The sequence below is a fragment of the Streptomyces sp. NPDC051214 genome (genome assembly GCF_040682375.1).
In the GTDB taxonomy this organism is placed as follows: Bacteria; Actinomycetota; Actinomycetes; order Streptomycetales; family Streptomycetaceae; genus Streptomyces.
The window spans coordinates 752980-777430 of the sequence record NZ_JBFBAT010000001.1 but is presented as its reverse complement, the minus strand read 5'-3'; the positions used below and the strand labels follow the sequence as shown (position 1 = coordinate 777430).

Annotated in this window: 23 protein-coding genes and 1 pseudogene; 11 read left to right on the top strand and 13 right to left on the bottom strand. The window is 71.8% G+C overall.

Translation table 11 applies throughout. The features are described 5' to 3' along the window. Window positions 1–38: 38 nt before the first annotated feature. A complete protein-coding gene (locus AB0M70_RS03505) occupies window positions 39–806 on the top strand; it encodes an SDR family oxidoreductase (protein ID WP_365815832.1) in 768 nt (255 codons plus the stop codon). 30 nt (window positions 807–836) lie between these two features. Then, entirely contained in the window at window positions 837–1769 is a 933-nt protein-coding gene (locus AB0M70_RS03500) for an SDR family oxidoreductase (protein ID WP_365815830.1), read from the top strand. 66 nt (window positions 1770–1835) lie between these two features. On the opposite strand, the pseudogene AB0M70_RS03495 reads toward AB0M70_RS03500, so the two are convergent. After that, window positions 1836–3342, bottom strand: a pseudogene (locus AB0M70_RS03495) (SulP family inorganic anion transporter). Window positions 3343–3460: 118 nt separating this feature from the next. Continuing rightward, a complete protein-coding gene (locus tag AB0M70_RS03490; RefSeq protein ID WP_365815828.1) occupies window positions 3461–3832 on the bottom strand; it encodes a hypothetical protein in 372 nt (123 codons plus the stop codon). 301 nt (window positions 3833–4133) lie between these two features. Here AB0M70_RS03490 and AB0M70_RS03485 point away from each other — a divergent pair, with 301 nt between their 5' ends. The 3 genes from AB0M70_RS03485 (at window position 4134) to AB0M70_RS03475 (ending at window position 5754) form a co-directional block, all read left to right on the top strand. After that, a complete protein-coding gene (locus AB0M70_RS03485) occupies window positions 4134–4391 on the top strand; it encodes a helix-turn-helix domain-containing protein (RefSeq protein ID WP_365815826.1) in 258 nt (85 codons plus the stop codon). Further along, complete coding sequence (locus AB0M70_RS03480) at window positions 4354–4635, top strand: TetR/AcrR family transcriptional regulator C-terminal domain-containing protein (protein ID WP_365815824.1); 282 nt, start codon at window positions 4354–4356, stop codon at window positions 4633–4635. Before AB0M70_RS03485 ends, AB0M70_RS03480 begins: the two co-directional genes overlap by 38 nt. 102 nt (window positions 4636–4737) lie before the next feature. Further along, entirely contained in the window at window positions 4738–5754 is a 1017-nt protein-coding gene (locus AB0M70_RS03475; RefSeq protein ID WP_365815822.1) for an alpha/beta fold hydrolase, read from the top strand. 20 nt (window positions 5755–5774) lie between these two features. Here AB0M70_RS03475 and AB0M70_RS03470 read toward each other — a convergent pair whose 3' ends face one another. From AB0M70_RS03470 to AB0M70_RS03435, 8 genes are all read right to left on the bottom strand, one after another. After that, on the bottom strand, window positions 5775–7463 hold the full coding sequence (locus AB0M70_RS03470) for a serine/threonine-protein kinase (protein WP_365815820.1): 1689 nt from the start codon (window positions 7461–7463) through the stop codon (window positions 5775–5777). Window positions 7464–7575: 112 nt separating this feature from the next. After that, window positions 7576–8688 (bottom strand): 3-oxoadipate enol-lactonase, encoded by a 1113-nt coding sequence (gene pcaD / locus AB0M70_RS03465; RefSeq protein ID WP_365815818.1) that lies wholly within the window; start codon window positions 8686–8688, stop codon window positions 7576–7578. Beyond that, entirely contained in the window at window positions 8685–10310 is a 1626-nt protein-coding gene (locus AB0M70_RS03460; protein WP_365815816.1) for a lyase family protein, read from the bottom strand. Before AB0M70_RS03460 ends, pcaD begins: the two co-directional genes overlap by 4 nt. Further along, on the bottom strand, window positions 10307–10861 hold the full coding sequence (pcaG, locus tag AB0M70_RS03455; RefSeq protein WP_365815814.1) for a protocatechuate 3,4-dioxygenase subunit alpha: 555 nt from the start codon (window positions 10859–10861) through the stop codon (window positions 10307–10309). The genes AB0M70_RS03460 and pcaG overlap by 4 nt, the downstream gene beginning before the upstream one ends. Then, window positions 10861–11631 carry a protocatechuate 3,4-dioxygenase subunit beta gene (gene pcaH / locus AB0M70_RS03450; protein ID WP_365815813.1) on the bottom strand — a complete coding sequence of 257 codons (771 nt, stop codon included), beginning with the start codon at window positions 11629–11631 and terminating at the stop codon, window positions 10861–10863. Before pcaH ends, pcaG begins: the two co-directional genes overlap by 1 nt. 53 nt (window positions 11632–11684) lie before the next feature. After that, window positions 11685–12887, bottom strand: coding sequence for a thiolase family protein (locus AB0M70_RS03445; protein WP_365816297.1), 1203 nt, complete (start codon window positions 12885–12887; stop codon window positions 11685–11687). A 2-nt stretch (window positions 12888–12889) separates the two neighbouring features. Next, the gene (locus AB0M70_RS03440; protein WP_365815811.1) at window positions 12890–13561 is read right to left on the bottom strand and encodes a CoA transferase subunit B; all 672 of its coding nucleotides are present in this window, start codon (window positions 13559–13561) and stop codon (window positions 12890–12892) included. After that, entirely contained in the window at window positions 13561–14343 is a 783-nt protein-coding gene (locus AB0M70_RS03435; RefSeq protein ID WP_365815809.1) for a CoA transferase subunit A, read from the bottom strand. The genes AB0M70_RS03440 and AB0M70_RS03435 overlap by 1 nt, the downstream gene beginning before the upstream one ends. 178 nt (window positions 14344–14521) lie before the next feature. On the opposite strand from AB0M70_RS03435, the gene AB0M70_RS03430 reads away from it, so the two are divergent. Then, the gene (locus AB0M70_RS03430; protein ID WP_365816295.1) at window positions 14522–14983 is read left to right on the top strand and encodes a MarR family transcriptional regulator; all 462 of its coding nucleotides are present in this window, start codon (window positions 14522–14524) and stop codon (window positions 14981–14983) included. 28 nt (window positions 14984–15011) lie between these two features. On the opposite strand, the gene AB0M70_RS03425 is transcribed toward AB0M70_RS03430, so the two are convergent. Both AB0M70_RS03425 and AB0M70_RS03420 read right to left on the bottom strand, forming a co-directional pair. Continuing rightward, window positions 15012–15956 carry a DUF3048 domain-containing protein gene (locus tag AB0M70_RS03425; protein WP_365815807.1) on the bottom strand — a complete coding sequence of 315 codons (945 nt, stop codon included), beginning with the start codon at window positions 15954–15956 and terminating at the stop codon, window positions 15012–15014. Window positions 15957–15994: 38 nt separating this feature from the next. Continuing rightward, window positions 15995–17788 (bottom strand): FAD-dependent oxidoreductase, encoded by a 1794-nt coding sequence (locus tag AB0M70_RS03420; RefSeq protein ID WP_365815805.1) that lies wholly within the window; start codon window positions 17786–17788, stop codon window positions 15995–15997. Window positions 17789–18223: 435 nt separating this feature from the next. Here AB0M70_RS03420 and AB0M70_RS03415 point away from each other — a divergent pair, with 435 nt between their 5' ends. From AB0M70_RS03415 to AB0M70_RS03400, 4 genes are read left to right on the top strand one after another with little or no spacing between them, the layout of a single operon-like run. Next, window positions 18224–19288, top strand: coding sequence for an ABC transporter substrate-binding protein (locus AB0M70_RS03415; protein ID WP_365815803.1), 1065 nt, complete (start codon window positions 18224–18226; stop codon window positions 19286–19288). Further along, window positions 19285–20151 (top strand): ABC transporter permease, encoded by an 867-nt coding sequence (locus tag AB0M70_RS03410; RefSeq protein ID WP_365815801.1) that lies wholly within the window; start codon window positions 19285–19287, stop codon window positions 20149–20151. The genes AB0M70_RS03415 and AB0M70_RS03410 overlap by 4 nt, the downstream gene beginning before the upstream one ends. Continuing rightward, entirely contained in the window at window positions 20127–20948 is an 822-nt protein-coding gene (locus AB0M70_RS03405; RefSeq protein ID WP_365815799.1) for an ABC transporter ATP-binding protein, read from the top strand. Before AB0M70_RS03410 ends, AB0M70_RS03405 begins: the two co-directional genes overlap by 25 nt. Continuing rightward, window positions 20945–22291: an LLM class flavin-dependent oxidoreductase gene (locus tag AB0M70_RS03400; protein WP_365815797.1), complete on the top strand. Its 1347-nt coding sequence runs from the start codon at window positions 20945–20947 to the stop codon at window positions 22289–22291. Before AB0M70_RS03405 ends, AB0M70_RS03400 begins: the two co-directional genes overlap by 4 nt. Here the strand turns inward: AB0M70_RS03400 and AB0M70_RS03395 are convergent. Further along, a complete protein-coding gene (locus AB0M70_RS03395) occupies window positions 22288–23349 on the bottom strand; it encodes an ATP-dependent DNA ligase (protein WP_365815795.1) in 1062 nt (353 codons plus the stop codon). The two genes, AB0M70_RS03400 and AB0M70_RS03395, sit on opposite strands and share 4 nt — an antisense overlap. 73 nt (window positions 23350–23422) lie before the next feature. Between AB0M70_RS03395 and ligD the strand changes: the two genes are divergently transcribed. After that, a complete protein-coding gene (gene ligD / locus AB0M70_RS03390; RefSeq protein ID WP_365815793.1) occupies window positions 23423–24436 on the top strand; it encodes a non-homologous end-joining DNA ligase in 1014 nt (337 codons plus the stop codon). Window positions 24437–24451: the final 15 nt, after the last annotated feature.

The following is a 24451-nucleotide window of genomic DNA, read 5'->3' as shown; positions in this document are numbered from 1 at the left end:
CTTCAACCAAACATTTGTTAGTTGGAAAGGTAGCAGCGATGACTGACACCCGACAGGTGGTCGTCGTCACCGGCGGCACCCGAGGCGTCGGCGCCGGTATCGCCCGCAGCTTCCTCGCCGCAGGCGCGCGGGTCGTCGTCTGTGCCCGCAGACCGCCGGACCGGCCGGTCGAAGCGGCGGGAGAGGTCGCCGAGTTCAGGGCGCTGGACCTGCGTGACGCGGCGGCGGCGCAGACGTTCTTCGCCGGTGTGGCCGCCGATCACGGCAGGTTGGACGCCCTGGTGAACAACGCGGGCGGCACGCCCTTCGGACTGCTCGCCGATGCGGACCCGGCCCGCCAGGCGAAGATCGTCGAGCTCAACCTGCTGGCCCCGCTGTACGCGTCCTTGGCGGCGTACGAGGTGATGCGCGGTCAGGAGGGCGGCGGGGGCAGCATCACCATGATCGGCAGCGTCAGCGGCTCCCGGCCCTCGCCCGGCTCCGGTGCCTATGGGGCGGCCAAGGCGGGCCTGGAGAACCTCGCGCGCACGATGGCCGTGGAGTGGGCCCCGAAGGTGCGGGTGAACACCGTCGTGCTCGGCCTGGCCCGCACCGAGAGCGCCCATCTGCACTACGGGGACGAGGCCGGCGTCGCGGCGGTCGCCCGCACCGTTCCGCTCGGCCGGCTCGCCGATCCGTCGGACGTCGGGGACGCGTGCGTGTTCCTCGCCTCCGCCGGCGCCCGCTACATCAGCGGCGCCGCGCTGCACCTGCACGGGGGCGGCGAACGTCCCGCGTTCCTGGACGCAGCGTCCGTCAACCACTGATCGCACCAACCCACTTCCGAGGAGTTCCGCATGACCGCAGCTGACCAGCCGGGCACGGGAATCTGCGCGGGCCGCGTCGTGATCGTCACGGGCGCGGGCCGTGGCCTCGGCCGTGCGCACGCGCGCGCGTATGCCGCGGAAGGTGCCAGGGTCGTGGTGAACGACCTGGGGGTGGGGGCCGACGGCTCCGGGGCGTCCGGCGGGCCCGCGCACGAGGTCGTCGAGGAGATCCGCGCGGCGGGCGGCGAGGCCGTCGCGCACGGCGGTGACATCGCCACGTCGGAGGGCGCCGCGTCTCTGGTGCGGACCGCGCTCGACACGTACGGGGGCCTCGACACCCTCGTCAACAACGCCGGGTTCCTACGGGACCGCATGCTGGTCAACCTTGAGGAGGACGACTGGGACGCGGTGATGCGGGTCCATCTGAAGGGGCACTTCCTGCCGATGAAGCACGCGGCGGCGTACTGGCGCGGGGAGGCGAAGGCGGGGCGGGCGCGGCACGCGTGCGTGATCAACACCAGCTCCGGGGCGGGGTTGCTGGGGAGCGTGGGGCAGGGCAACTACAGCGCGGCCAAGGCCGGAATCCTCGGGCTCACCCTGGTCGCCTCCGCCGAATTCGCCCCCTACGGAGTACGGGTCAACGCCATCGCACCCGCCGCGCGCACGCGAATGACGGAGAGCACCTTCGCGGAAACCATGGCCGCGCCCGAGAACGGCGGCTTCGACGCGATGGCCCCGGAGAACGTGTCGCCCCTCGTGGTGTGGCTCGGCTCCGAGTCGTCCGCGGGCGTCACGGGACGAGTCTTCGAGGCCGAAGCGGGCCGCATCACGGTCATGGAGGGCTGGCGCCCAGGCCCAACGGCCGACAAGGGAGCACGCTGGACTCCGACAGAGGCAGGCAACACAACACTCAAGCTGCTTGCGGGGGCGGAGGCGCCTCAACCGGTGTACGGGGCGCGGTAGGGCTGGGTTCAGCCGGAGCCGGACGGGCAGCGCATCGCCATGCCTGCCCGTCGCTCCCAGCGGTCCTCAAGCCCCGGAGCCGACCCGCACCGCCTCCGTGTCCTTCGTGCTGTGGTGGTCCGCCCAGGTTTCCAGGGAGGTGTGGCAGGCGTGGTCCAGGTGTCGTAGGCCCGTGAGGTCGAGTTCGACCGGGCGGTCCGGGGGGAGGGACTCCAGTGCGTCGAGGAGCTTGGGCAGGCGCAGGAACGTGGCGTTGCCCGAGAGGTGGACGTGGATCGGGCCCACGCCCTTGTCGACGACCTCCACGTTCACGTGTGACGTCTCCCAGGCGGACTTGACCACGGCGAGCACGAGACCGATGAGGACCCCCTCGAACATGTTCACCGTGACGATCGCCGTGGCCGTCACGACCAGGACCACCGCCTCGCCGCGGTGCTCGCGCCACAGGTGCGCCAACTGCCGCACCGGGATCAGCTTGCAGCCCGCGTGCACCAGGACGCCCGCCAGCGTCGCGACCGGGATGAGGCCGAGCGCGGCGGGCAGCAGCGCCGCGAAGAGGAGCAGCCACACGCCGTGCAGCACGCGGGACGCCTTCGTCCGCGCACCCGCCCGCACGTTGGCCGAGCTGCGGACGATGACGGCGGTCATCGGCAGCGCGCCGAGCAGCCCGCTCACGGTGTTCCCCGCGCCCTGCGCCATCAGCTCCTTGTCGTACGACGTGCGGCGGGCCGTCGTGCATGCGGTCCACGGCGGCCGCGCTGAACAGGCTCTCCGCCGACGCGATCAGGGCGAACGCCAGGACGGTGCCGACGGCACCCACACTCAGCAGTTCGCCGAAGGCTGCTGCGTCCGGTACCCGCACCGCCTCGACGAGCCCCCGCACCTCGACCGTGGCCACCGGCAGGGAGAAGAGCAGCGAGGCTCCCGTGGCGAGCGCCACTGCCGCCAGCGGCGCGGGGACCACGCGGACCTTCGAAGGAAGCCGGTGCCAGGACAGGAGGATGCCGATGGTGCCTACGCCGAGACCGAGGGCAGCGAGTGCGCGTTCCGAGCCGATCGCGCCGGTGAGCAGCCCCGGCAGTCCGGCGATCTTGGCGAGGCCGCTCGCCGGTGCCTCGCTGTCCGTCATGGCGTACAACTGCCCCGCGATCAGGATGAGTCCGATCCCGGCGAGCATGCCCTCGACGACCGCCACGGAGATGGCGCGGAAGAAGCGGCCGAGGCGGAGGAAGCCCATGACCAGTTGGAGGAGCCCGGCGGCGAGCACGAGGGCGCCGAGCGCCGCGAGCCCGTACTGCTGCACGGCTTCGTACACGAGCACGGTGAGCCCCGCGGCGGGACCGCTGACCTGGAGGCTGCTGCCGGGCAGCAGGCCGGTGACGAGACCGCCGACGATGCCGGTGATCAGGCCGAGTTCGGCCGGCACCCCGGAGGCGACGGCCACGCCCGCGCACAAGGGCAGGGCGACGAGGAAGACGACCACGGAGGCCGCGAAGTCGTGTCGTACGCCGTTGTCGGGTGCCGTGAACACCGAGCGGGCGCGGTCGAGCAGGGAGGCAGGGGAAGGCTGCATGTCGGTTGACTCCTGAGCGCCGTGGGGGGCGCATCGGTGTGACGTGGACCGGTTCGGGTCCGGCCGACGGCGCGTCAGGCGGGGGAGCCTGGCGGCATGGCCGTGCCGGAGGGCCCGATCAGCAGCGGAAGACCTGGAGCAGGGCCGGTAGTTCGCGGCCCGCGGGTTTCGTCCCGGGGTGGGTGACGGCAATGGCGCGGCACGCGCGCGTGCCGTCGTCCGCGGCCGTGCGCGGATGGGCGTGCAGCTGCGGAGCCGTGTCGGGGGTGAGGTCACGGCAGTGCGGGCGCCCGCGCGCCGGGAAGCGCTCGGACTCCTCGGGGTGCGTGTCCTCGCCGCACTGGGCGTACGGCGCCGTGGCCGGTGGCGTACGCGATTCCACGGCGGACGCGTATTCATTGACGCCGTGCGCGAAGAACTGGACGATCACCAGGAGTACGGCGACCAGTGCCGCGGACAGCATCCGCCTGCGCACCCCGGCTCCCGTCACAGTGGCAAAGTCCTCACGTGGCCGCGTAACTCCCATGGTCACCAAGTAACTTAACCGCCGGAACCGTCACCTGAGTGATCGCACGGTGACGTGGCGCGACAGCCACCCTTCGCTCAGATGTGCGTGACACGGCTGCGCGGGCAGGGGGCGGGTCGGGGTGAGGAGGGGCGGGGCGTGCGGGCCCCGCCCGGCGCGGGCTGAGCGTCACTGCACGTGCGGCCCGCCAATCAGCTGCGGCTTCCCGCGCGGCACAAGGACGAACGCGGCGGCCGCGCTGACCGCCGCGGCCACGGCACACACCATGAACGCGTCCGCGAAGCCACCTCCCGCCCCGCCGTCGATCCCCGTCGCGGCGACCGTCCGCGCGGCTCGCTCGCTGTTCCTGCGCGAGGGCTTCGGCGTCGGCATGGACGCCATCGCGGCCGAGGCGGGCGTGTCCAAGGTGACCGTCTACAACCACTTCGGGAACAAGGAGACGCTGTTCGTCGCGGTGATCGCGGGCGCGCTCGACGAACCACCTCGTGGCCCGGGAGATCCACCGCCTCCCCTCGCTCGGTGAGGCATGGGGAGCGCGCGGCCCTGAGGGTCATCACCCCGCCATCGCGGGCGCGTTGCGCGAACTCGCCGAGCGAGGGCGGCTCACCGTCCCCGACATGGAGACGGCGGTCCTCCAGCTCTACTCCCTGCTGGTCTTCCCTCACCTGGTCTTCGGCTCGTACGGAACCGACGTCGGCGAGGACCTTACGGAGCGTCTGATCGTTGCAGGGGTCGACATGTTCCTCGGGTTCTACGCCACCGCTTAGCGGCACAGGGCGAATTGGCATCGCAGGGCGAAGCGCCCGCATTGCGCCACCCGAAACCCCCGCGAAACCGCCCCGCCGCGCCGCCCGCCTACACTCCGGCCCATGGCGCGGATCCTGCCCTTCCAGCCCAGGCGGCTTCCCACCGGCGACGAGAGCGGGCCCGCCCTGCGGTTCCGCACCGTGCACGGCTACCGGCGCGCGTACCGCGTCGCGGGTGAGGGACCGGCGATCCTGCTGATCCACGGCATCGGCGATTCGTCCGCGACGTGGGCTCCGCTGATTCCGCGCCTGGCCCGTACCCACACCGTCATCGCCCCCGATCTGCTCGGCCACGGCGCGTCCGAGAAGCCCCGGGCCGACTACTCGGTGGCCGCGTACGCCAACGGGGTCCGCGATCTGCTCGGCGTACTCGGCGTCGAGCGGGTCACCCTCGTCGGGCATTCGTTCGGCGGCGGGGTCGCGATGCAGTTCGCCTACCAGTTTCCCGAGCGTGTCGACCGGCTCGTCCTGGTGAGCACCGGAGGCGTCGGCCCGCAGGTCACTCCCGTGCTGCGGGGCGTCTCACTGCCCGGCGCCGCACTGCTGCTCTCCCTGCTCGGGCTGCCCGGCGCCGATCTGCCGGTGCGGGCCACCGTCGGGTTGCTGCGGCTGCTCGACACCGGGCTCGGGCAGGACGCGCCGGAGCTGGTGGGCCTGGTCGACGCGCTGCCCGACGTGTGGGCGCGGGCCGCGTTCATCCGCACGCTGCGGTCGGTCGTCGACTGGCGCGGCCAAGTGGTCACGATGCTGGACCGCTGCTACCTCGCCCAGGGGATGCCCACCCTCATCGTCTGGGGCGACCGGGACGGCGTCCTTCCGGTGGACCACGCGTACACCGCGCACGAGGCGATGCCCGGCAGCCGCCTCGAGATCTTCCCGGGGGCCGGGCACTTCCCCTTTCACGCCGATCCGGTGCGCTTCCTCGCGCTCGTCGAGGAGTTCATCGGGGCGACGGAACCGGCCAATTGGAGCATCGAGCAGTGGTGGCGGCTGCTGCGGGCGGGGCGGCCGGGCGACGAGGCGTACGTCGACGCGATCGAGCGGCGGTATCGCGAGGCGAGCGAGCGGAGCGCCACGTAGGGCCCTGGAGTCCTGGGGCCCTAAGCCTTCCGCCAGACCGTCATGTCCGCGGTCATGAAGCTGAACCCGTCGTTCGGCAGCGCGGTCGACTTCACCTGGACCACGAGCAGGGCGATGTCCCCGGAGGGGTTCTTCACGCAGATCTCGCTGCCGGCCGCCACCGCGGCGAGCGGGAGGTCGTGGCTGTCGGCGCCCTTCAGGGCGATGCGGCACGATGCGAGGGTGGCGCCCGGCTTGCTGTAGAGGAGGGAGATCACGCTCTTGTCGCTCTCCAGCGCACAGCGGTCCTGCCCGCAGACGAAGCGGAGGTCGCCCTTGCGGTCCTTGCGGCGGGTGGGCTCCCTGAGGCTCACGGAGTTCTTCTCGTCGAACCATTCCTGCGGATACGCGGCGGGGCGCGGCGAAGCGGGTTCGGTCGCGGAGGACTTCGAGGAGGGGCGCGTACCGTCCGACGAGCCGTCGTTCCCGTCACCGGCCTCGGCGTTCTCGCCGGTCACCGACTTCTCGCCGTCCCCGGAACCCGCCCCCGCCCCGGATGTGGAGCCCGACGACCGGCCGCTCGCCTCCGAACCCGACGCATCAGAACCGGACTTCGAGTACGTGTCCCGGACGCGCAGGCCCGCCGCGTCCATGACCGCCCACGTCAGCCCGAGCACCAGCAGCGCGCACCCCGTCACGACGGCCGCTATGAGCGCGTTGCGTCTTCGGCCGGCCCGCTGCTCGTCCAGACCCGCCGGCCGGGTCGTCGGCGGCGCCTGAGGCGGGGCGTACAGCGGCAGCGTGTGCACCGGCGTGGGGTGGGGGACCGGCGCCGGGACCGTGACCTCGGGCCCCATGACATCCCGCCAGACGGCCAGGCCCGCTCCCGCGTCGGTGTCCCGGCCAAGCCGCCGGCGGCACCACTCGACTATCTCCGCCGGGGTGGCCCGGTCCGCCGGATCGGCGGCCAGGCACTTGGCGAACAGCGGACGCAACTGCGCGGGCAGCAGGGAGAGGTCGGGCTCCGAGTGCACGATGCGGTACAGCACGCTGACCGAGGGACCGTCCCCGTACAGCGGCTCGCCCAGTGCCGCGAACGCGGCCGTCTGGCCCAGCGCGAAGACATCGGTGGCCGCCGTGACCTCCCCCACGGACGCCTGCTCGGGAGCCATGAACTGGGGCGTGCCCGCGGCGGTGCCCGTGGCCGTGTACGCCGTGGTGGCGCTGGAGGTCAGCGAGATGCCGAAGTCGATCACGCGCGGTCCGTCGGCGGCCAGCAGTACGTTCGACGGCTTCAGGTCACGGTGCACGATTCCGGCGCCGTGGATGGCCTGCAGCGCCTCGGCGATCCCCGCCATCAGCCACAGCAGCGCGGGTACCGGCAGCGGACCGCGCCGGGCGACGGCCTCCGTCAGGGAGGGGCCGGGTACGTACAGGGTGGCGAGCCAGGGCGGGGCGCCGTCCGCGTCGGCGTCGATCAGCTCGGCCGTGTAGGCGCCCCGGACCCGCTGGGCGGCCTTGATCTCCCGGCCGAAGCGCCGCCGGAAGGCCGGGTCGTCGGCCAGCTCCGGGCGCACCACCTTGATCGCGACCGGGCGGCCGCCCTGCGTGTGCGACAAGTAGACCCGGCCCATGCCGCCGGCGCCGAGCCTGGCCGCGAGTCGGTAACCCGCCACCACCGGCGGATCCTCCGCCTGCAGCGGCTGGAACACCTCAGTCGCGTCGTGCATCGCCTCTTGCCCCCCGGTTCCCCTGAGCCCCTTAGCCCCTGCTCGTGTGATCCCCCTGATCAGCAGCAGCCTAAAGGGTTGGCCCGAGACCGTTTACTCCTCTACTACTTCGCTACTCCTCGGAGAGGACCCGCTGTGCTACTGCGAACGCCGCGTTGGCCGCGGGCACACCGCAGTAGACCGCCGTCTGGAGCAGCACCGCCCCGATCTCCTCGGGGGTGAGCCCGATGCGGCGGGCCGCCCGGACGTGCATGGCCAGCTCGTCGTGGTGTCCGTGCGCGACCAGGGCCGTCATGGTGATCATGCTGCGTTCGCGGCGCGCGAGGGTGGGGTCGGTCCAGATCTCGCCCCAGGCATAGCGCGAGATGAAGTCCTGGAAGCGGGCCGTGAAGTCGGTGGTGTTGCCCTGCGCGCGGTCCACGTGCGCGTCCCCGAGCACGGCCCGCCGGACCGCCATGCCGCTCGCGGCCGCCCCCGTCAGGTGTGTGCGCAGCGCCGCGACCACGGCCTCCGGACGTTCCGCGGGCGCCAGATGGGAGGCGCCCGCCAGCTCCATGAGGGAGGCGCCCGGCACGGCGTCGGCGATCTCGCGTGCGTGGGCGGGCGGCGTCGCGGGGTCCTCGCGGCCGGCGACGACGAGCGTGGGCGCGGTGATCGACTCCAGCGCGTCCCTGATGTCGTACGCCGCCAGCGCGTCGCAGCAGGCGGCGTACGCGTCGGGGTCGGTGGTCCGGTGGTCGTCCACCAGGCCGGGAACGGTGAAGCCGGGGGTGAACCAGCGCTCCGGGGCGCTGTCCGCGAGCGAGGCGATTCCCTCGCGGCGGACGAGCGCCGCGCGTTCCTCCCAGCGGGCACTGCCGCCGAAGTGCGCCGACGAGCAGATCGCGGCGAGGCTCTCGACGCGTTCCGGGTGATGCGCGGCCAGGTGCAGGCCGATCGCGCCGCCGAGGGAGACGCCCGCGTACGCGAAGCGGTCGACGCCGAGGGAATCGGCGAGCGCGAGGACGAGCGCCGCCAGGTCGGCGACGGTCGCTCCCGGGCCGATGAGGTCGGCGGGGGACTTGCCGTGGCCGGGCAGGTCCCAGCGGATGACCCGGTGGGTGGTGGAGAGTTCGGGCGCGACGGCATCCCACAGGGCGGTGGAGGTGCCGACGGACGAGCCGAGGAGGAGGGGCGGCGCGGTCGGGGCGCCCTCGGTGGTGTGGTGCGGCAGCTTGCCGGTCATCGTCGCTCCAGGGCTCGGTCGGTGAGGGCTCCGGCGGAGCCGGTGTAACGGGCGGGGTCGGTGAGTTCGGTGAGGTCCACGGCGGCAAGACCGGGCTCATCGGCGAGTACGTCCGCGAGGGTCCTGCCCTCGTCGCGGGTACGGCGGGCCGCCGAGGTGAGCAGCTCTTTCGCGCGGGCCCGGCCCAGAAGTGGCGTCAGCTCGGCCGTGAGCCGTTCGGAGACGATCAACCCGTGGGTGAGAGCGAGGTGTTCGCGCATCGCCTCCGGATGGACCCGGAGGTTCTCGGCGAGCTCCGCCGCGTGGTGGCTCGCGCCGCCCACCGTGCGCAGAAGGTCGCGCAGGGTCTCCCACTCCGCGTGCCAGGCCCCCGCCGGACGTTCGTCCTCGGCGGCCATCGACGCGTGCAGCGTCGCGGCAAGGGCGGGCGCGCGGCGGGCGGCGGCCGCGACGAGGGTGGAGCGCACGGGGTTCGCCTTGTGGGGCATGGCGGACGAACCACCGCCCGCACCTTCGGAAACCTCGGCGATCTCCGTGCGGCTGAGCGTGAGGACATCCACGGCCGCCTTGCCCAACGCCCCGGCGACGAAGGCGAGAACTCCGGCGAGGTCGGCCACGGGGGTACGGAGGGTGTGCCAGGGCAGAGCGGGTTCCGCCAGCCGCAGCTCCCGGGCGTAGACGGCGACCAGCTGGTCGGCGAGGCTGCTTTCCGTCGGGGGAGTGTCGTCGGGGGACCTATGGGCCGGGGCCGTGTGGGGCGGACGTGCGGCGGTCGAGGAGGCGCCGGTGGATGGCGTGTCGGCCGGGGTGGCCAGGTGCGTGTCGGCCGGGGACGCGTCGGCCGAGGGCGAGTTGGGCGGGGAAGTCTCGGCCGGGACGGCCGACGAGTGGTCCGGGGACGCGCCCCCCGAACAGCCCGTCGACGACGCCCCCCATGAGCCTCCCGAGGACGCCCCCGCAGAAGCTCCGGCCGCGCCATCCCACGCCGAGCCCTCGCTGTCCGCGTACGCCCCGAAAGCCGCCAACGTGCCCGCCGCGCCGCCCAGTTGGGACGGGAGTGTGTCGCGCAGCGACCGCACCCTGTCGCGGGCGTCCAGGGTCAGTGACCGCCAGCCCGCGGCCTTGAGGCCGAACGTCGTGGGGACCGCGTGCTGGGTCAGGGTGCGGCCCGGCATCACCGTGTCCCGGTGCTCCGCCGCGAGGCGGGCCAGTGCCGCCTCCGTGCGGGTCAGGTCCGCCAGGATCAGGTCGAGCGTGCGCCGCGCGACCAGCATCATCGCGGTGTCCATGATGTCCTGGCTCGTCGCCCCCCGGTGGACGTACGGCGCGGCCTCCGCGGGTACCGCCGCCGTCAGGTCCGCGACCAGCGGGATCACCGGATTGCCGCCGGAGCGCGCGCGGAGCGCGATGTCCCGTACGTCGAAGCGCTCGGCACGAGCCGCCGCGCCGACGGCGGCAGCCGCGGCCGCCGGGGCCAGGCCCGTCTCGGCCTGCGCCCGCGTCAGCGCCGCCTCCGCGTCAAGCATCGCCTGCAGGAAGGCCGTGTCGCCTGTCGCGGACTCGGCCGGGGAGCCTGCTCGCCCGGGGGCGAGCAGGCCGACGTCGGTACCTTCATCACTCACTGGAACTCCAGGAACACCGTTTCGCCCTCGCCCTGAAGGCGGATGTCGAAACGGTACGTGTGGCTCGCCTCGGGCCGGGCGATCAGCGTCGTGCGCCGCGCCGGATCGAGGGAGCCGAGGAGAGCGTCGCCCGGCTCGTCGACCAGGTAGGCGCGCGTGTAGAGGTGATGGAGCAGGCCGCGCGCGAAGACCGCGATCGCGATGTACGAGGCGCCGCCCGGCGGGAGCGTACGGACCGTCCAGTGCCCGTCCGCGTCGGTCGGGACGCGGCCGAACCCGGTGAACGCGACACCGTCACGGCCGATGACCTGACCGGTGACCGGGTCGTGCCGCAGCGATCCCGGCGCGCCCGTGCGGGAGCCGTCGGGCGCGGGCTGCCAGGTCTCGATGAGCGCGTCCGTGACGGGAATTCCCGCGCCGTCGTACACGTGCCCGTGCAGGGTGATCGTGTCCGGGTGGCCGGTCGGCGCGATCTCGCCGCCCCGCGGGAAGGGCAGCGCGTAGCCGTAGAAGGGGCCGACCGTCTGGGAGGGAGTCGGAGCGTACGACATCAGTGGTGGTCGCCTTCCTCGAAGAGCGTCGCGGAGGGGCCGTCGAGCACGATGTCCCAGCGGTAGCCCAGCGACCACTCGGGGGCGGAGAGATCGTGGTCGTAGGCGGAGACCAGGCGCTGACGCGCCGACTCGTCGGTGACCGAGCGCAGGACCGGGTCGTAGGGGAACAGCGGGTCGCCCGGGAAGTACATCTGCGTCACCAGGCGCTGGGTGAACGCGGTGCCGAAGAGCGAGAAGTGGATGTGCGCGGGGCGCCACGCGTTGACGTGGTTGCGCCACGGGTACGCGCCCGGCTTGATCGTCGTGAAGGAGTACGTTCCTTCGTCGTCGGTCAGGCAGCGGCCGAAGCCCGTGAAGTTCGGGTCGAGCGGAGCCGGGTGCTGGTCCAGCTGGTGGGCGTAACGGCCGGACGCGTTGGCCTGCCACAGCTCGACCAACTGGCCGCGTACGGGCCGCCCTTCGCGGTCCAGGACACGGCCGGACACGGTGATCCGCTCGCCGAGCGGCTCGCCCAGGTGCTGGCGCGTGAGGTCCCGGTCGAGCGCGGTGATGTCGGTGACGCCGAACGCGGGGCCGCTCAGCTCCACCGCCTCCGGGTCGCGCAGCGGGACCAGCGGCTGCTTGGGGTGGCGGAAGTGGCTGCTGCGGTACGGGGGATAGTCACGCGGCGGGTGGTCGGAGGGCGCGGCAGCGGCCTGCGCCTTGGCGACCTCGGTGTCTATCTCCTGCTGACTCAGCCCGTCGGGCAAGGGTTCGGTGAGGGGCATGTCTCGGCTCCGTGAGGACGGCGTTCTGTGAGGTCGGTAGGGAAAGCTGCGGGTCAGCGTTCGAGGACCAGGGCCAGGCCCTGGCCGACACCGATGCAGAGGGTGGCGACGCCCGTGCCCGAGCCGCGCCGGGCGAGCTGGTGGGCGACGGTCCCGGCGAGTCGCGCGCCGGAGGCGCCGAGCGGATGGCCGAGCGCGATCGCACCGCCGAGCGGGTTCAGGACGGCCGGGTCGAGGTCGGGCCATTCGGCCGCGCACCCCAACACCTGTGCCGCGAAAGCCTCGTTCAGCTCCAGCGTGCTCAGATCACCGAAGGACCTGCCCGCCTTGCCGAGGGCGCGGTTAACGGCCTCGACCGGCGCGAGACCGAAGTAGTGCGGCTCGGTCGCGGACACGGCGGACGCCGACACACGGGCCAGCGGCTCACGGCCCGTCGCCCGCAAGCCCTCCTCGTCGACCAGGAGCAGAGCTGCCGCACCGTCGTTGAGGGGCGAGGCGTTGCCGGCCGTGACGGTTCCGTCCGGGGTGCGGAAGGACGGCTTCAGCTTGGCCATGGCCTCCAGAGAGGCATCGGCGCGTACGCACTCGTCACGGTCGAAGAGGACGGGCTCGCCCTTGCGCCGCGGGACGGAGACCGGGGCGATCTCCGTGTCGAACAGGCCCTTCTGCTGTGCTGTGGCGGCCTTCTGATGGCTGCTCAGGGCGTATGCGTCCTGCTGCTCGCGGGTGATCCCGTGCTTGTCCGCGATGAGTTCGGCGCTCTCGCCCAGCGGGATCGTCCACTGGGGCTCCATCCTCGGGTTGACCATGCGCCAGCCCAGCGTGGTGGAGTACAGCTCGGTGTGCCCGGCGGGGAAGGGGCGCTCGCTCTTCGGCAGGACGTAGGGGGCGCGGGTCATCGACTCGACGCCGCCGGCCAGGGCGATGGAGACGTCGCCGAGCGCGATGGCGCGCGCTGCCTGGATGACGGCTTCGAGCCCGGAGGCGCAGAGCCGGTTGACGGTCACGCCCGGCACGGTCACGGGGAGACCGGCGAGCAGGGCGGCCATGCGGCCGACGTTGCGGTTCTCCTCGCCCGCGCCGTTCGCGTTGCCGAAGTAGACGTCGCCGATCCGCGAGGGGTCCAAGTCCGGCGCACGGGCAAGGAGTTCGCGGATCGCGTGCGCGCCGAGATCGTCCGGGCGGACCCCGGCCAGCGCACCGTTGTACTTGCCGACGGGGGTGCGTACGGCGTCGACGATGTAGACGTCGCGCAGGCTCATGACGGGGTTCCTCCGGGGTTTTCGGCGGAGAGCGCTTCGGGGACGCGGACCTTGGCCGCGGTCTTGGCGGCGATCTCCTCGGGAGTGACACCGGGCGCCGACTCGACCAGTTCCAGACCGGTTTCGGTGACGTCAAGGACGCCGAGATCGGTGATGATCCGGTTCACGCAGCCCTTGCCGGTCAGCGGCAGCGCGCACTCCTCCAGGATCTTGGGGGAGCCGTCCTTGGCGGTGTGCGTCATCGCCACGATCACCGTGCGGGCGCCGTGCACCAGGTCCATCGCCCCGCCGATCCCCGTGATCATCTTGCCGGGGATCGCCCAGTTGGCCAGGTCTCCGCGCGCGGAGACCTGCATGGCGCCGAGCACCGCGACGTCGATGTGGCCGCCGCGGATCATCCCGAAGGACAGGGCGGAGTCGAAGTAGGAGGCGCCGGGGCGGACGGTGACCGTCTCCTTGCCCGCGTTGATCAGGTCCGGGTCCACCTCGGCGTCGGTGGGGTAGCGGCCCACGCCGAGGATGCCGTTCTCCGACTCCAGGACGACCTCGACGCCCTCGGGGAGGTAATTGGGGATCAGCGTGGGCAGGCCGATGCCCAGGTTCACGTACTGCCCGTCGCGCAGCTCGCGTGCTGCGCGTGCGGCCATCTGCTCGCGCGTCCAGGTCATCAGCCGCTCACCGTTCCTCGGTTCTGCGGCGCGGAGACCGTACGCCGCTCGATCTGCTTGTCGGCGGCCTGCTCGGGGGTGAGCTCGACGACCCGCTGGACGTAGATCCCCGGCAGATGCACGGCGTCGGGGTCGATCTCGCCCGGCTCCACCAGCTCCTCCACCTCGGCGACGGTGATCCGTCCGGCCATCGCGGCCAGGGGGTTGAAGTTGCGGGTGGACTTGTTGAACACGAGGTTCCCGTGCCGGTCGCCCTTGGCGGCCCGCACCAGGGCGAAGTCGGTCCGGATGCCGCGCTCCAGGACGTACTCTCGCCCGTCGAACTCCCGTACCTCCTTGGCGGGCGAGGCGAGCGCCACCCCGCCCGAGCCGTCGTAACGCCACGGGAGTCCGCCGTCGGCGACCTGTGTGCCCACCCCGGCAGGCGTGTAGAACGCCGGGATGCCGCAGCCTCCCGCGCGCAGCCGCTCGGCGAGCGTGCCCTGCGGGATCATCTCCACCTCGAGCTCACCGCCCAGATACTGGCGGGCGAACTCCTTGTTGGCGCCGATGTACGACCCGGTCACCCGCGCGATCCGGCCCGCCGAGAGCAGGACGGCAAGGCCCGACTCCATCGCCCCGCAGTTGTTGGACACCACCCGCAGGCCCGACACGTCGGCCTCGTACAGCGCCGCGATCAGCACGCCGGGCACACCGCTCAGCCCGAACCCGCCGACCGCCAGGGACGCACCGTCCCCCACATCGGCCACCGCGTCGGCGGCCGATGCCACCACCTTGTCCATCTGTCGAGCCCCATCTCTTCCAGGCCTTCGATGCCCCGCCCATTAATCAGGGCACTGACTATTTCCACGAGGTTCGGCTTACGCTGCCACTCCTTCCGTGGGCCGTCAAGAGCGAGTAGTGTTCAGTGCACCTACCGAATCAGCAGGCCCGAACAGGCTCGAGGCAGTGGAGGAACTCATGGCCGCGGTGGACCTGACCACCCACCCCGGGCACCTGGCCCGGCGCCTGCAGCAGGCGCACTACCTGCTGTGGAACACGATGGTCTCCGAGGAGATCACCTCGCCGCAGTTCGCCGTCCTGAACGCGCTCGTCGCCGAGCCCGGCCTCGACCAGCGCACCGTCGGCGAGCGGGTCGGCCTCGACCGGTCCACCATCGCGGAGGTCATCAGCCGCCTGATCCGCCGCGAACTGCTCGACAAGGTCCGCGACCCGCAGGACGGCCGCCGGTACCTGCTGCACCTCACCGACGAGGGCAAGCGCACGCACCGCAAGCTGACGGTGCGGACGGCCCGGATGAACCAGGTCTTCCTCGGACCGCTCTCCGCGGCCGAGCAGACGGTGTTCTTCGACCTCATCCAGCGGGTCTCGGACGCGGCGGAGGGCCTGCGCAATCCGACCGAGCACGTCGCGGCCCACTAGCTTCTTCATCGCGACCCCAAGGCCCGGGTCACGCCGCCTTCGCGTACACCACCCACACCTGCCCCTTCGCGAACGGCAGCGGTTCGCCCTTGTCCGCCGTCGTGAACTCCGTGCCGTCCTGAGGCAGCGGCCGCTCCCAGCGCGCCTCGTAGGCACGGCCGTCGCGCAGGACCCGCGCCTTGCCGGACCCGACGGTCTCGGTGAACGGCGTGTTGTTGCCCCCGCGGTCGTGGAACCGCGACTCGCGCACCTTCACGTACTGCACGACGACCGTCGACGCGCCGAGCGTCCTGCCGTCGGCCGTGCGGGCCCGCGTGCCGTCCATGGAGACCAGCCAGCGCTTCTGCTCGGCGGCCCAGGTGAAGGTGAACCGCGCCGCCGGGAAGCGGACGGTGCGCTCACGTTCCGGGGTGCCGCCCTTGGGGCGCGGGCCGAAGCTGAAGCCCGTGCTCCCCAGACCTCCGTCACCCGTATCGGCGTCCAGGGCCTTCGGGCGTACGAAGAGGTTGTGCGGGGCCGGTTTGTCGCTGCCACGGAAGTAGGCGTTCCCCGGCGCCTTGCCGGGCGACAGCTGGCGCAGAGGGGCCGCCGAGATCAGCGGGAGGAGCTTCGACTGCGCCCCCGAGAACACGAGCGCCGGGTCGTCGAACTGCCGCAGCAGCTCCAGATCCGTCTCCCGCGCGCTGCGCACCGGCCCGATGACCGGCGGCAGCTTGCCCGCGTACACCGCCATCAGGCGGCTCAGACCGGCCTCGACCTGCTCCGCGTACACGACGTCCGCCGCGTCCAGGCCCGTCTGCGGACGGGCCGGACCCACGTTGTCGATCTTCACGGCGAGCACGCGCCCGCCGCCGGCGTCCTTCCCGTCGCCCTCGCCGGTCTGGCTCAGGGTGCAGCCGGGTGCCAGGGCCAGGGCGGCGACGGCCGCCACCGCCGCCACCGTCGTGCGTCGTGTCCGTGTCCGCGTTCCCATACGGGTGTCCTACCCCGTACGCCCCTGCTCTCCCGCCCTCAGCCCAGATCGAGGGCGTTGCGCAGACCGAGCCGGTAGCGGGTGCGGTCGTGGCGCTTGAGAAGCTCGATCGCGGGAGCGCGGTACAAGGGGGTCACCGTGCAGCGCTCGGCATCCGAACCGACCCTCTCCAGGACGGCGTTCACCGCCTGGCGTGCAGCTGTGTTGGCGCCCTCCATCGTCGCGAGGTCGATCGGCACGGCCACGTAGTCGCCGGCGAGGCAGAGGTTGGGGATCTTCGTTGCCGCCTTCGGCCGGTTGTGCAGGGTGCCGACCGGGTGGATGAGCAATTCGTCCTCGTTGGTCGGGTTCGGCGTGCCGATGCCGTCGACGCCCGGGTCCAGGAACCACGAGTGCAGCTTGCCGTCGCTCAGGACCACCTTGCCGGTGTCGTTGAGGGCGGCCTTGAGCTGGGCCCACACCTCCTTGGCGACCTCGTCGCGCGTGCACTGCTTGGCGGTCTTGCCGTAGAGCATCCCCGGCTTGTCCCACTCGGAGATGTCCACGGAGAGGCACTCGACCGCGACACCGTCCCCGTAGTCCGCCGCGAAGTCACGGTGTGGCCAGTGGCCGGCCTGGGCGATGCCCGTGAGCGACCAGGGCGAGTCGATGCAGTTGAAATGACCCTTGACCGTGGGCGGACGCTCCGTCAGGTAGAACTGGATGCCCGTCATCCAGTCCGTCTCCAGCTTGTCGCAGCGCGCCAACTGCGGGTCGGCCGCCTTCAGTTCCGCGCTCCACGTCTTGCGCGCGTGCTCCACCGGCATGGCCTGGATGTAGTGGTCGGCGGTGATGTCGCGGCGTACACCGTCGGGGTCCTCGATGACGGCCTTGGTGATGCGGCCGCCCGCGAACCCCAACTGGCGCACGTTCCAGCCGATGTGGAACTCCACGCCGAGCGACTTCAGGTGGGCCACCCAGGGGTCGATCCACGCCTCGTTCGTCGGCGCGTTCAGGAGCCGGTCCGGCGGCCCGTCCGCGCCCTGCCCGAGCGCGTTGAGGACGAAGGCCTCGCCGAGCGTGCCGACGGTGCGGGTGCTGGCCTCCTCGGCCTTGGTGGCGACGATGTTGCGGGTGACGCCGATCGCGAGGATGCGCTGGTAGTCCTTCGACATCTTCGCGGCGCGCGTGAACTCCCACCAGGGCGTCGACTCCCAGGTGCTGTCGCGGCGTTCGTCGCAGCTGGTGAGGAAGACCAGGGCGCGGTTCACGAAGTACGCGACCTCGTGCGCGGGCAGGTTGAAGGCGGTGTCGAGGAGCGCGGTGAGCGCGCGTGCGATGTCGTCCAGGGTGAGCTTCTCCGGCTCGCTGCCCGGCCACGGGATCGGCATCCGGATGTCCTCGCGCCCGGTGCGCGCGAACGACATCTCGCGCGGCGCCGCGAGGTTGTCCCAGACCCCGTTCGCGTTGCCAGGAAAGGGGATGCGGCGCATCGTGTCCGGGAGGTTGTGGTAGATCCCCGGGATGAAGCGGAACCCGTGCTCGCCCGGCAGCGGCTTCCGGTTGCCCTTCGCGCTGTCCGGTACGTCCATGCTGCGGGCCTTGCCGCCGAGCGCCCTGCGCTCGTAGACCGTGACGGCGAAGCCGCGCTCGGCCAGCTCGTGCGCGGCGGTCAGTCCAGCGACGCCGCCGCCGAGGACGGCCACGGAGATCGTCGCCGGATCCGCCCGCGGTGCGCGGTCCGCGGCCGCCGCCGGAAGCGCCCCCGCGCCGAGCGCCGCCACGCCGCCCGCGGCGGCCGCCCCCGCGACGAACGTCCGCCTCGTGCTGCCCGCGGCTCCCGAGTACCCCATGCGTCGGCCCCCTTACCGTAAGTAACTCCCGTGTCAGGCGCAGGAGCATACGGTCGGCGCCCATGGGGTGGAAGCGGCGAGAGGTCAGGGGCGCGAACATTGGCGCGATCACGTTCCGGTCGGGTTCCGGTCGGGTCCCCGGAACGGTTCCGGTGAGGACGCCGCGGACCGGTGTGACGCGCGTATGACCGGAGTACGAAGGCTGCGTTTCCGGAAAGCCGGGGCGAGCGCGATGACTTGACCCTCTCTTGATGCCGTGGCTAGTTTCAACGCCATGCGAATATCCCGGCGGTTCAAGCAGCGGCGCGCTGTTGATCTGATGCGCGTGGCCACCGCTCTGTGTAGCTGACCTTCGCAACGTCTCGTGACAAGCCGCAGGGAAATCTCCTGCCGGTCTTCCCTTGCCGTGTAGGTCCGCACTCCGGGAAAGAATTCATGCCCACACATATCCGGGCGGCGCTCGGCGCTGCCCTCCTCGTCCCCCTGCTCCTGGCCGGTTGCGCAGACAACGCGACGTCCACCACGACCGTCGACGCCAAGCACGTCTCCGCCAAGATCCCCGCGAAGGTGGATCCTGACACAACCCTCACCATCGGGGCGCCGGACACCCAGGTCGCCCTGAAACTCTCCGGGCAGATCGACAAGCTGCCCTTCAAGGTGAAATGGGCCAACATCAGCGGCGGCCCCCAGTGCTCCGAGGCATTCAGGGCGCATTCCCTGGACGTGTGCTCGGCGGCGGAAATTCCGTCCATCCACGCGCATTGGACGGGACTCGACACGAAATTGGTCGCCGCCAAATACCGCAAGGAACCGCTCAAGCACCCCGTCTACGAACTCGGCATCGCACCCGGCGCCGACATCGACACGCTGAAGGACCTGCGCGGCAAGAAGATCGCCTACAGCCCCGGGCAGGCGCAGGGCGCCCTCGTCCTGCGCATCCTCGCCAAGGCCGGCCTCGCCAAGGACGACGTGGAACTCGTCGAGCTGCCGAGCACCGGCGACGTCTACCCCTCCGCCCTCGGCAACGGCCAGGTCGACGCGGCGCCGCTCGGCGGGGTCAACATCAAGCGCTACCCCGCGAAGTACGGCAAGGACGGCGCGAAGACGATCCAGCACGGCCTGCGGGACGACCCCGGACATCTGTGGGTGCCGACCGAGTCGGTGGAGAACCCCCAGAAGGCCGCGGCCATAAGGGAGTTCGTGAAGGCCTGGGCGCGCGCCGCCGAATGGGCCGACCAACACCCCGACGAGTGGATCGCCGGCTACTACGTCAAGGATCAGGGCCTGACCCGCGCGGACGGCGAGTACCTGGTCAAGGGGGTCGGTCATCCGGACATCCCGGCCGACTGGACCGACGCCATCGCACGCCAGCAGAAGACCGTCGACCTGCTCGCGAAGGAGACCGGCAAGGAGACCTTCGACGCGGAGGTCCTCTTCGACCGGCGGTACGAATCGGTCGCCGCGGACGCCGTCAAGTCCGGCGCCGGGGAGGGAACATGAGTGCCGAGGCCCCTGTTCTGACCAAGGCCGCCGCCCACCCCGCCGCACATTCTGAGCCCGTGGTCCGCGTCCGCCGCAAGCCGCGGCGTCGCAGGCTCGGCCCCGGCAGGCCCGTCCCGTACGGCTGGGCAATCGGCCCCCTGCTGCTGCTCGCGCTCTGGTCGGTGGGGTCGGCCGCCGGGTTCATCGACGCCCGCAATCTCTCCGCGCCCTGGACCGTGGTGAGCACCGCCGGTGATCTGATCGCCGAGGGCAGGCTCCAGTCGAACCTCGCCACCTCCGCCGAACGCGCCGCCCTGGGGCTGCTGTTCGGCACCGCGGGCGGGCTCGCCCTGGCGGTCATCGCCGGGCTCAGCAGGATCGGCGAGGGCGTCATCGACGGCCCCGTACAGATCAAGCGGGCCATCCCCTCGCTCGCGCTGATCCCGCTGCTCATTCTCTGGTTCGGCATCGGCGAGTCGATGAAGGTCATCACCATCGCGCTCGGCGTCTTCGTGCCCGTCTACATCCACACCCACAACGGCCTGCGGACCATCGACGGCCGCTACGCCGAACTCGCCGAGACCGTCGGGCTCTCCCGCACCGGGTTCGTGCGCCACGTCGTCCTGCCGGGAGCGCTGCCGGGTTTCCTGCTCGGCATGCGGTTCGCGGTGACCGCGGCATGGCTCTCGCTCGTCGTGGTCGAGCAGGTCAACGCGACGAGCGGCATCGGCTACATGATGGAGCTCGCCCGCACCTACGGACAGACCGACATCATCATCGTCGGCCTCGTCGTGTACGGCCTCCTCGGTCTCGTCTCGGACGCACTCGTACGGCTCGTGGAGAGGAAGGCGCTGTCATGGCGACGCACACTGGCGGGCTGACGGTCCGGATCGAGAACCTCGTCCGGTCCTTCGGCGACCGGAGAATCCTGGACGGGCTCGAACTGCGCATCGCGGCGGGGGAGTTTGTGGCGCTCCTGGGCCGCAGCGGCTCCGGGAAATCCACGCTGCTCCGGGCGCTCGCAGGGCTCGACCACGAGGTCGCGGGAAGCGGGGACCTCGTGGCTCCCGGCGATGTCTCGGTGGTCTTCCAGGACGCACGCCTTCTGCCGTGGAAGCGGGTCCTGGACAACGTCGCCCTCGGCCTGACGGGCGCCGGGGCACGGGACCAGGCCCGCGCGGCCCTCGCCGAGGTCGGTCTCGCGGGCCGGGAGGACGCCTGGCCCGCGGACCTGTCCGGCGGCGAACAGCAGCGGGTCTCGCTGGCCCGCTCCCTGGTACGTGAACCTCAACTGCTGCTCGCGGACGAGCCGTTCGGCGCCCTGGACGCGCTCACCCGCATCCGCATGCACGCCCTGCTGCGCCGCCTCTGCGAGGCGCACCGCCCCGCCGTGCTCCTGGTCACCCATGACGTCGACGAGGCGATCGCACTAGCCGACCGGGTGGTCGTCCTGGACGCCGGACGCATCGCGGCCGACCTCCGGGTGGAGCTTCCCGCGCCGCGCGGCCAGGGAAGCCCGGAGTACGCGGAGCTGCGGGGGCGGCTGCTGCGGCAGCTGGGGGTGGATCCGGCCGAGGGGGACCCCGCACGGGCCGACGACGTCGAGCGCGCCCCCGAGGAACCCGAGGAGAGGGGCGACGCCGAGCGCGCCCCCAAGGAGAAGGCGACCGCCGCATGAGCCCCCGCGAGCTGCACCTCAACCTCTTCGTCTACCCCGGCGGGCACCACGAGGCCGCCTGGCGGCACCACGCGTCCGACCCCGCGCACTTCCTGGACATCGACTTCTACCAGGACCTCGCACGGCGCGCGGAGGCCGCCACCTTCGACGGGATCTTCTTCGCCGACGGCCCGGCGCTCGCCGACAACGTCCGCTACGCGAGCCGCTTCCGCCTCGAGCCCTTCACCTGGCTCTCCGCGATCGCCGCCGTCACCTCGCGGATCGGGCTCATCGCGACCGCCTCCACCACCTACAGCGAGCCCTACAACCTGGCCCGCCTCTTCGCCTCGCTGGACCATCTCAGCCGGGGGCGCGCCGGCTGGAACATCGTCACCACCGGAGCCCCGCAGGCCGCCCTGAACTTCGGGCTCGACGCGCACCCCGTGCACGCCGAACGGTACGACAGGGCAAGGGAGTTCCTCGACGTCGTCACCAAGCTCTGGGACAGCTGGGAGGACGACGCGCTCGTCGCCGACCAGAAGACCGGGCTCTTCGCGGACACCGACCGCATCCACGCCATCGACCACGAGGGGCCGCGCCTCAAGGTGCGCGGCCCGCTCAACACGCCGCGCACACCACAGGGCCGCCCCGTCTACGTACAGGCGGGCTCGTCGGAGGACGGCCGCGCCTTCGCCGCACGGTACGCGGAGGCGGTGTTCACCGCGCACCAGACCCTCCGCAACGGCCAGGACTTCTACGCCGACCTCAAGAAGCGGGCCGCGGGGCTCGGGCGCGACCCCGGCAAGGTGCTCGTCCTGCCCGGCATCAGCCCCTTCATCGGCTCCACGGAGGCCGAGGCGCGTGCCCTGCACGACGAGTACAACGAACTCACCCAGCCCGCGTACTCGTTGCAGCTCCTGCACCGCATGCTGGGGCTGCGCCTGACCGCCGAGCAACTGGACGGTCCCGTGCCGCGTGAGCTCATCGATACCGGCGGCGAACGCGGCAACGGCAGCCGCTTCCAGGTCATCCTCGACATCATCGACCGCGAACAGCCCACCGTGCGCGGTCTGTTGCACCGGCTGGCCGGGGCTCGCGGGCACCGCGTCATCGCGGGCACGCCGGAGCAGGTGGCCGACCAGATCCAGGAGTGGTTCGAGCAGGGTGCGGCCGACGGCTTCAACGTCATGCCGCCGGGGCTGCCCGGCGGCTTCGACGTCTTCGCGGACGAGGTCGTGCCGATCCTGCGGGCCCGCGGCCTCTTCCGCACCGAGTACACCGGCACGACCCTGCGCGACCACTACGGCCTCGCACGTCCGGAGAGCCAGTACGCGGGCGGGGGCGCGAGCCGGTCCGCCGGTTAGCGCAGCACATCCGCCAGGTCGTACCGGACCGGCTCCTCCAGCTGGGCGAACGTACAGCTGTCAGGGGTGCGGTCCGGTCGCCAGGTGCGAAAGCGCGCGGTGTGCCGGAAGCGCTGCCCGTTCTCCATGTGGTCGTAGGCCACCTCGCAGACGCGCTCGGGGCGCAGCGGCACCCACGAGAGGTCCTTCTTGCCCGTCCAGCGGCTCGGCGCACCCGGCATCCGGGACGTCTCGTGCGCGGACTCGTCCCCCCAGGCGGCCCAGGGGTGGTCGGCGGCTGACTCAAGACGCAGCGGTTCCAGCTCCTCCACCAGCTCGGCGCGCCGCCGCATCGAGAACGCGGCGCAGACGCCGACGTGCTGCAGGGTGCCCGCGTCGTCGTACAGGCCGAGGAGGATCGAGCCGACGATGGGGCCGCTCTTGTGGAAGCGGTAGCCGGCAACCACGCAGTCCGCCGTGCGCTCATGCTTGATCTTGAACATGAGGCGTTCGTTCTGCCGGTAGCGCAGGTCGAGCGGCTTGGCGATGACACCGTCGAGGCCCGCGCCCTCGTACTGCTCGAACCACTCCTGGGCCAGCTCCGGGTCCCTGGTCGCCGGCGCGAGATGGACGGGGGCGCTCACGCCTTCCAGGGCCTCGGTGAGGCGGGTGCGGCGGTCGGTGAGGGGAGTGTCGAGGAGGCTCTCGTCGTCCGCCGCCAGGAGGTCGAAGGCCACGAAGGACGCCGGGGTCCGCTCGGCGAGCGTGCGCACCCGGGACGCGGCCGGGTGGATGCGTTCGGTGAGCGCGTCGAAGTCGAGGTGGCCGTCCCGGGCGATCACGATCTCGCCGTCCAGGACACAACGGCCGGGCAGCCGGTCGAGCAGGGCCTCGGCCAGCTCGGGGAAGTAGCGGGTCAGCGGCTTGCCCGTACGGCTGCCGATCTCCAGGTCGGCGCCGTCCCGGAAGACGATCGCGCGGAAGCCGTCCCACTTGGCCTCGTACTGCATGCCCGTCGGAATCCTCGCCACGGGTTTGGCGAGCATGGGCTTGACGGGGGGCATCACCGGCAGATCCATGCTCCGATTCTGAGCCCATACGTCGCTTTGTGCCCGGTATGCGACTTATCTCCGTTGCGCCTAGCGTGGCGGCATGGGTGGTAAAGCGGTGGAGCTCGACGCGGGCGGGCGTACGGTGCGGCTCTCCAGTCCGGACAAGGTGGTCTTTCCGGAGCGGGGATTCACCAAGCTGGACGTGGCCCGCTACTTCATCGCGGTCGGCGACGGGATCGTGCGCGCCCTGCGGGACCGCCCCACGACGCTGCAGCGCTTCCCGGACGGGGTCGCCGGTGAGTTCTTCTACCAAAAACGCATCCCGAAGAACCACCCCGACTGGATCCCCACGGCCGTCATCGCCTTCCCCAGCGGCCGCACCGCCGAGGAGATGTGCCCCACGGAAGTGGGCGCGGTCGTCTGGGCCGCCCAGTTCAACACGCTGACCTTCCATCCCTGGCCGGTACGGCGCGGCGACACCGACCGCCCCGACGAGCTCCGCATCGACCTGGACCCGCAGCCCGGCACGGACTACGCCGACGCGGTCCGCGCCGCGCACGAGCTCCGCGCGGTCCTTGACGAGTACGGCCTCCGGGGCTGGCCCAAGACCTCCGGCGGGCGCGGCCTGCACGTCTTCGTGCCGATCGAACCGCGGTGGGACTTCTCCGGGGTGCGCCGTGCCGTGATCGCCTGTGGCCGCGAGCTGGAGCGCCGGATGCCGGACCAGGTCACCACCGCGTGGTGGAAGGAGGAGCGCGGGGAGAAGATCTTCGTCGACTACAACCAGGCCGCCCGTGACCGCACCATCGCCTCCGCCTACTCGGTGCGCCCCCGGCCGAACGCCCCCGTGTCGGCGCCGCTGCGCTGGGACGAGATCGACGACGCCGTGCCCGAGGACTTCGACATCGGCACGATGCCCGAGCGGTTCGCCGAGGTCGGGGACGTGCACGCGGACATGGAGGACTACGCCTTCTCCCTGGACGCGCTCCTCGAACTCGCCGCCCGGGACGAGCGGGAGCACGGCCACGGTGACCTGCCCTATCCGCCGGAGTACCCGAAGATGCCGGGCGAGCCGAAGCGGGTCCAGCCGAGCCGGGCGAAGCACGAGGAGTAGCGCGGCAGAGAGCGC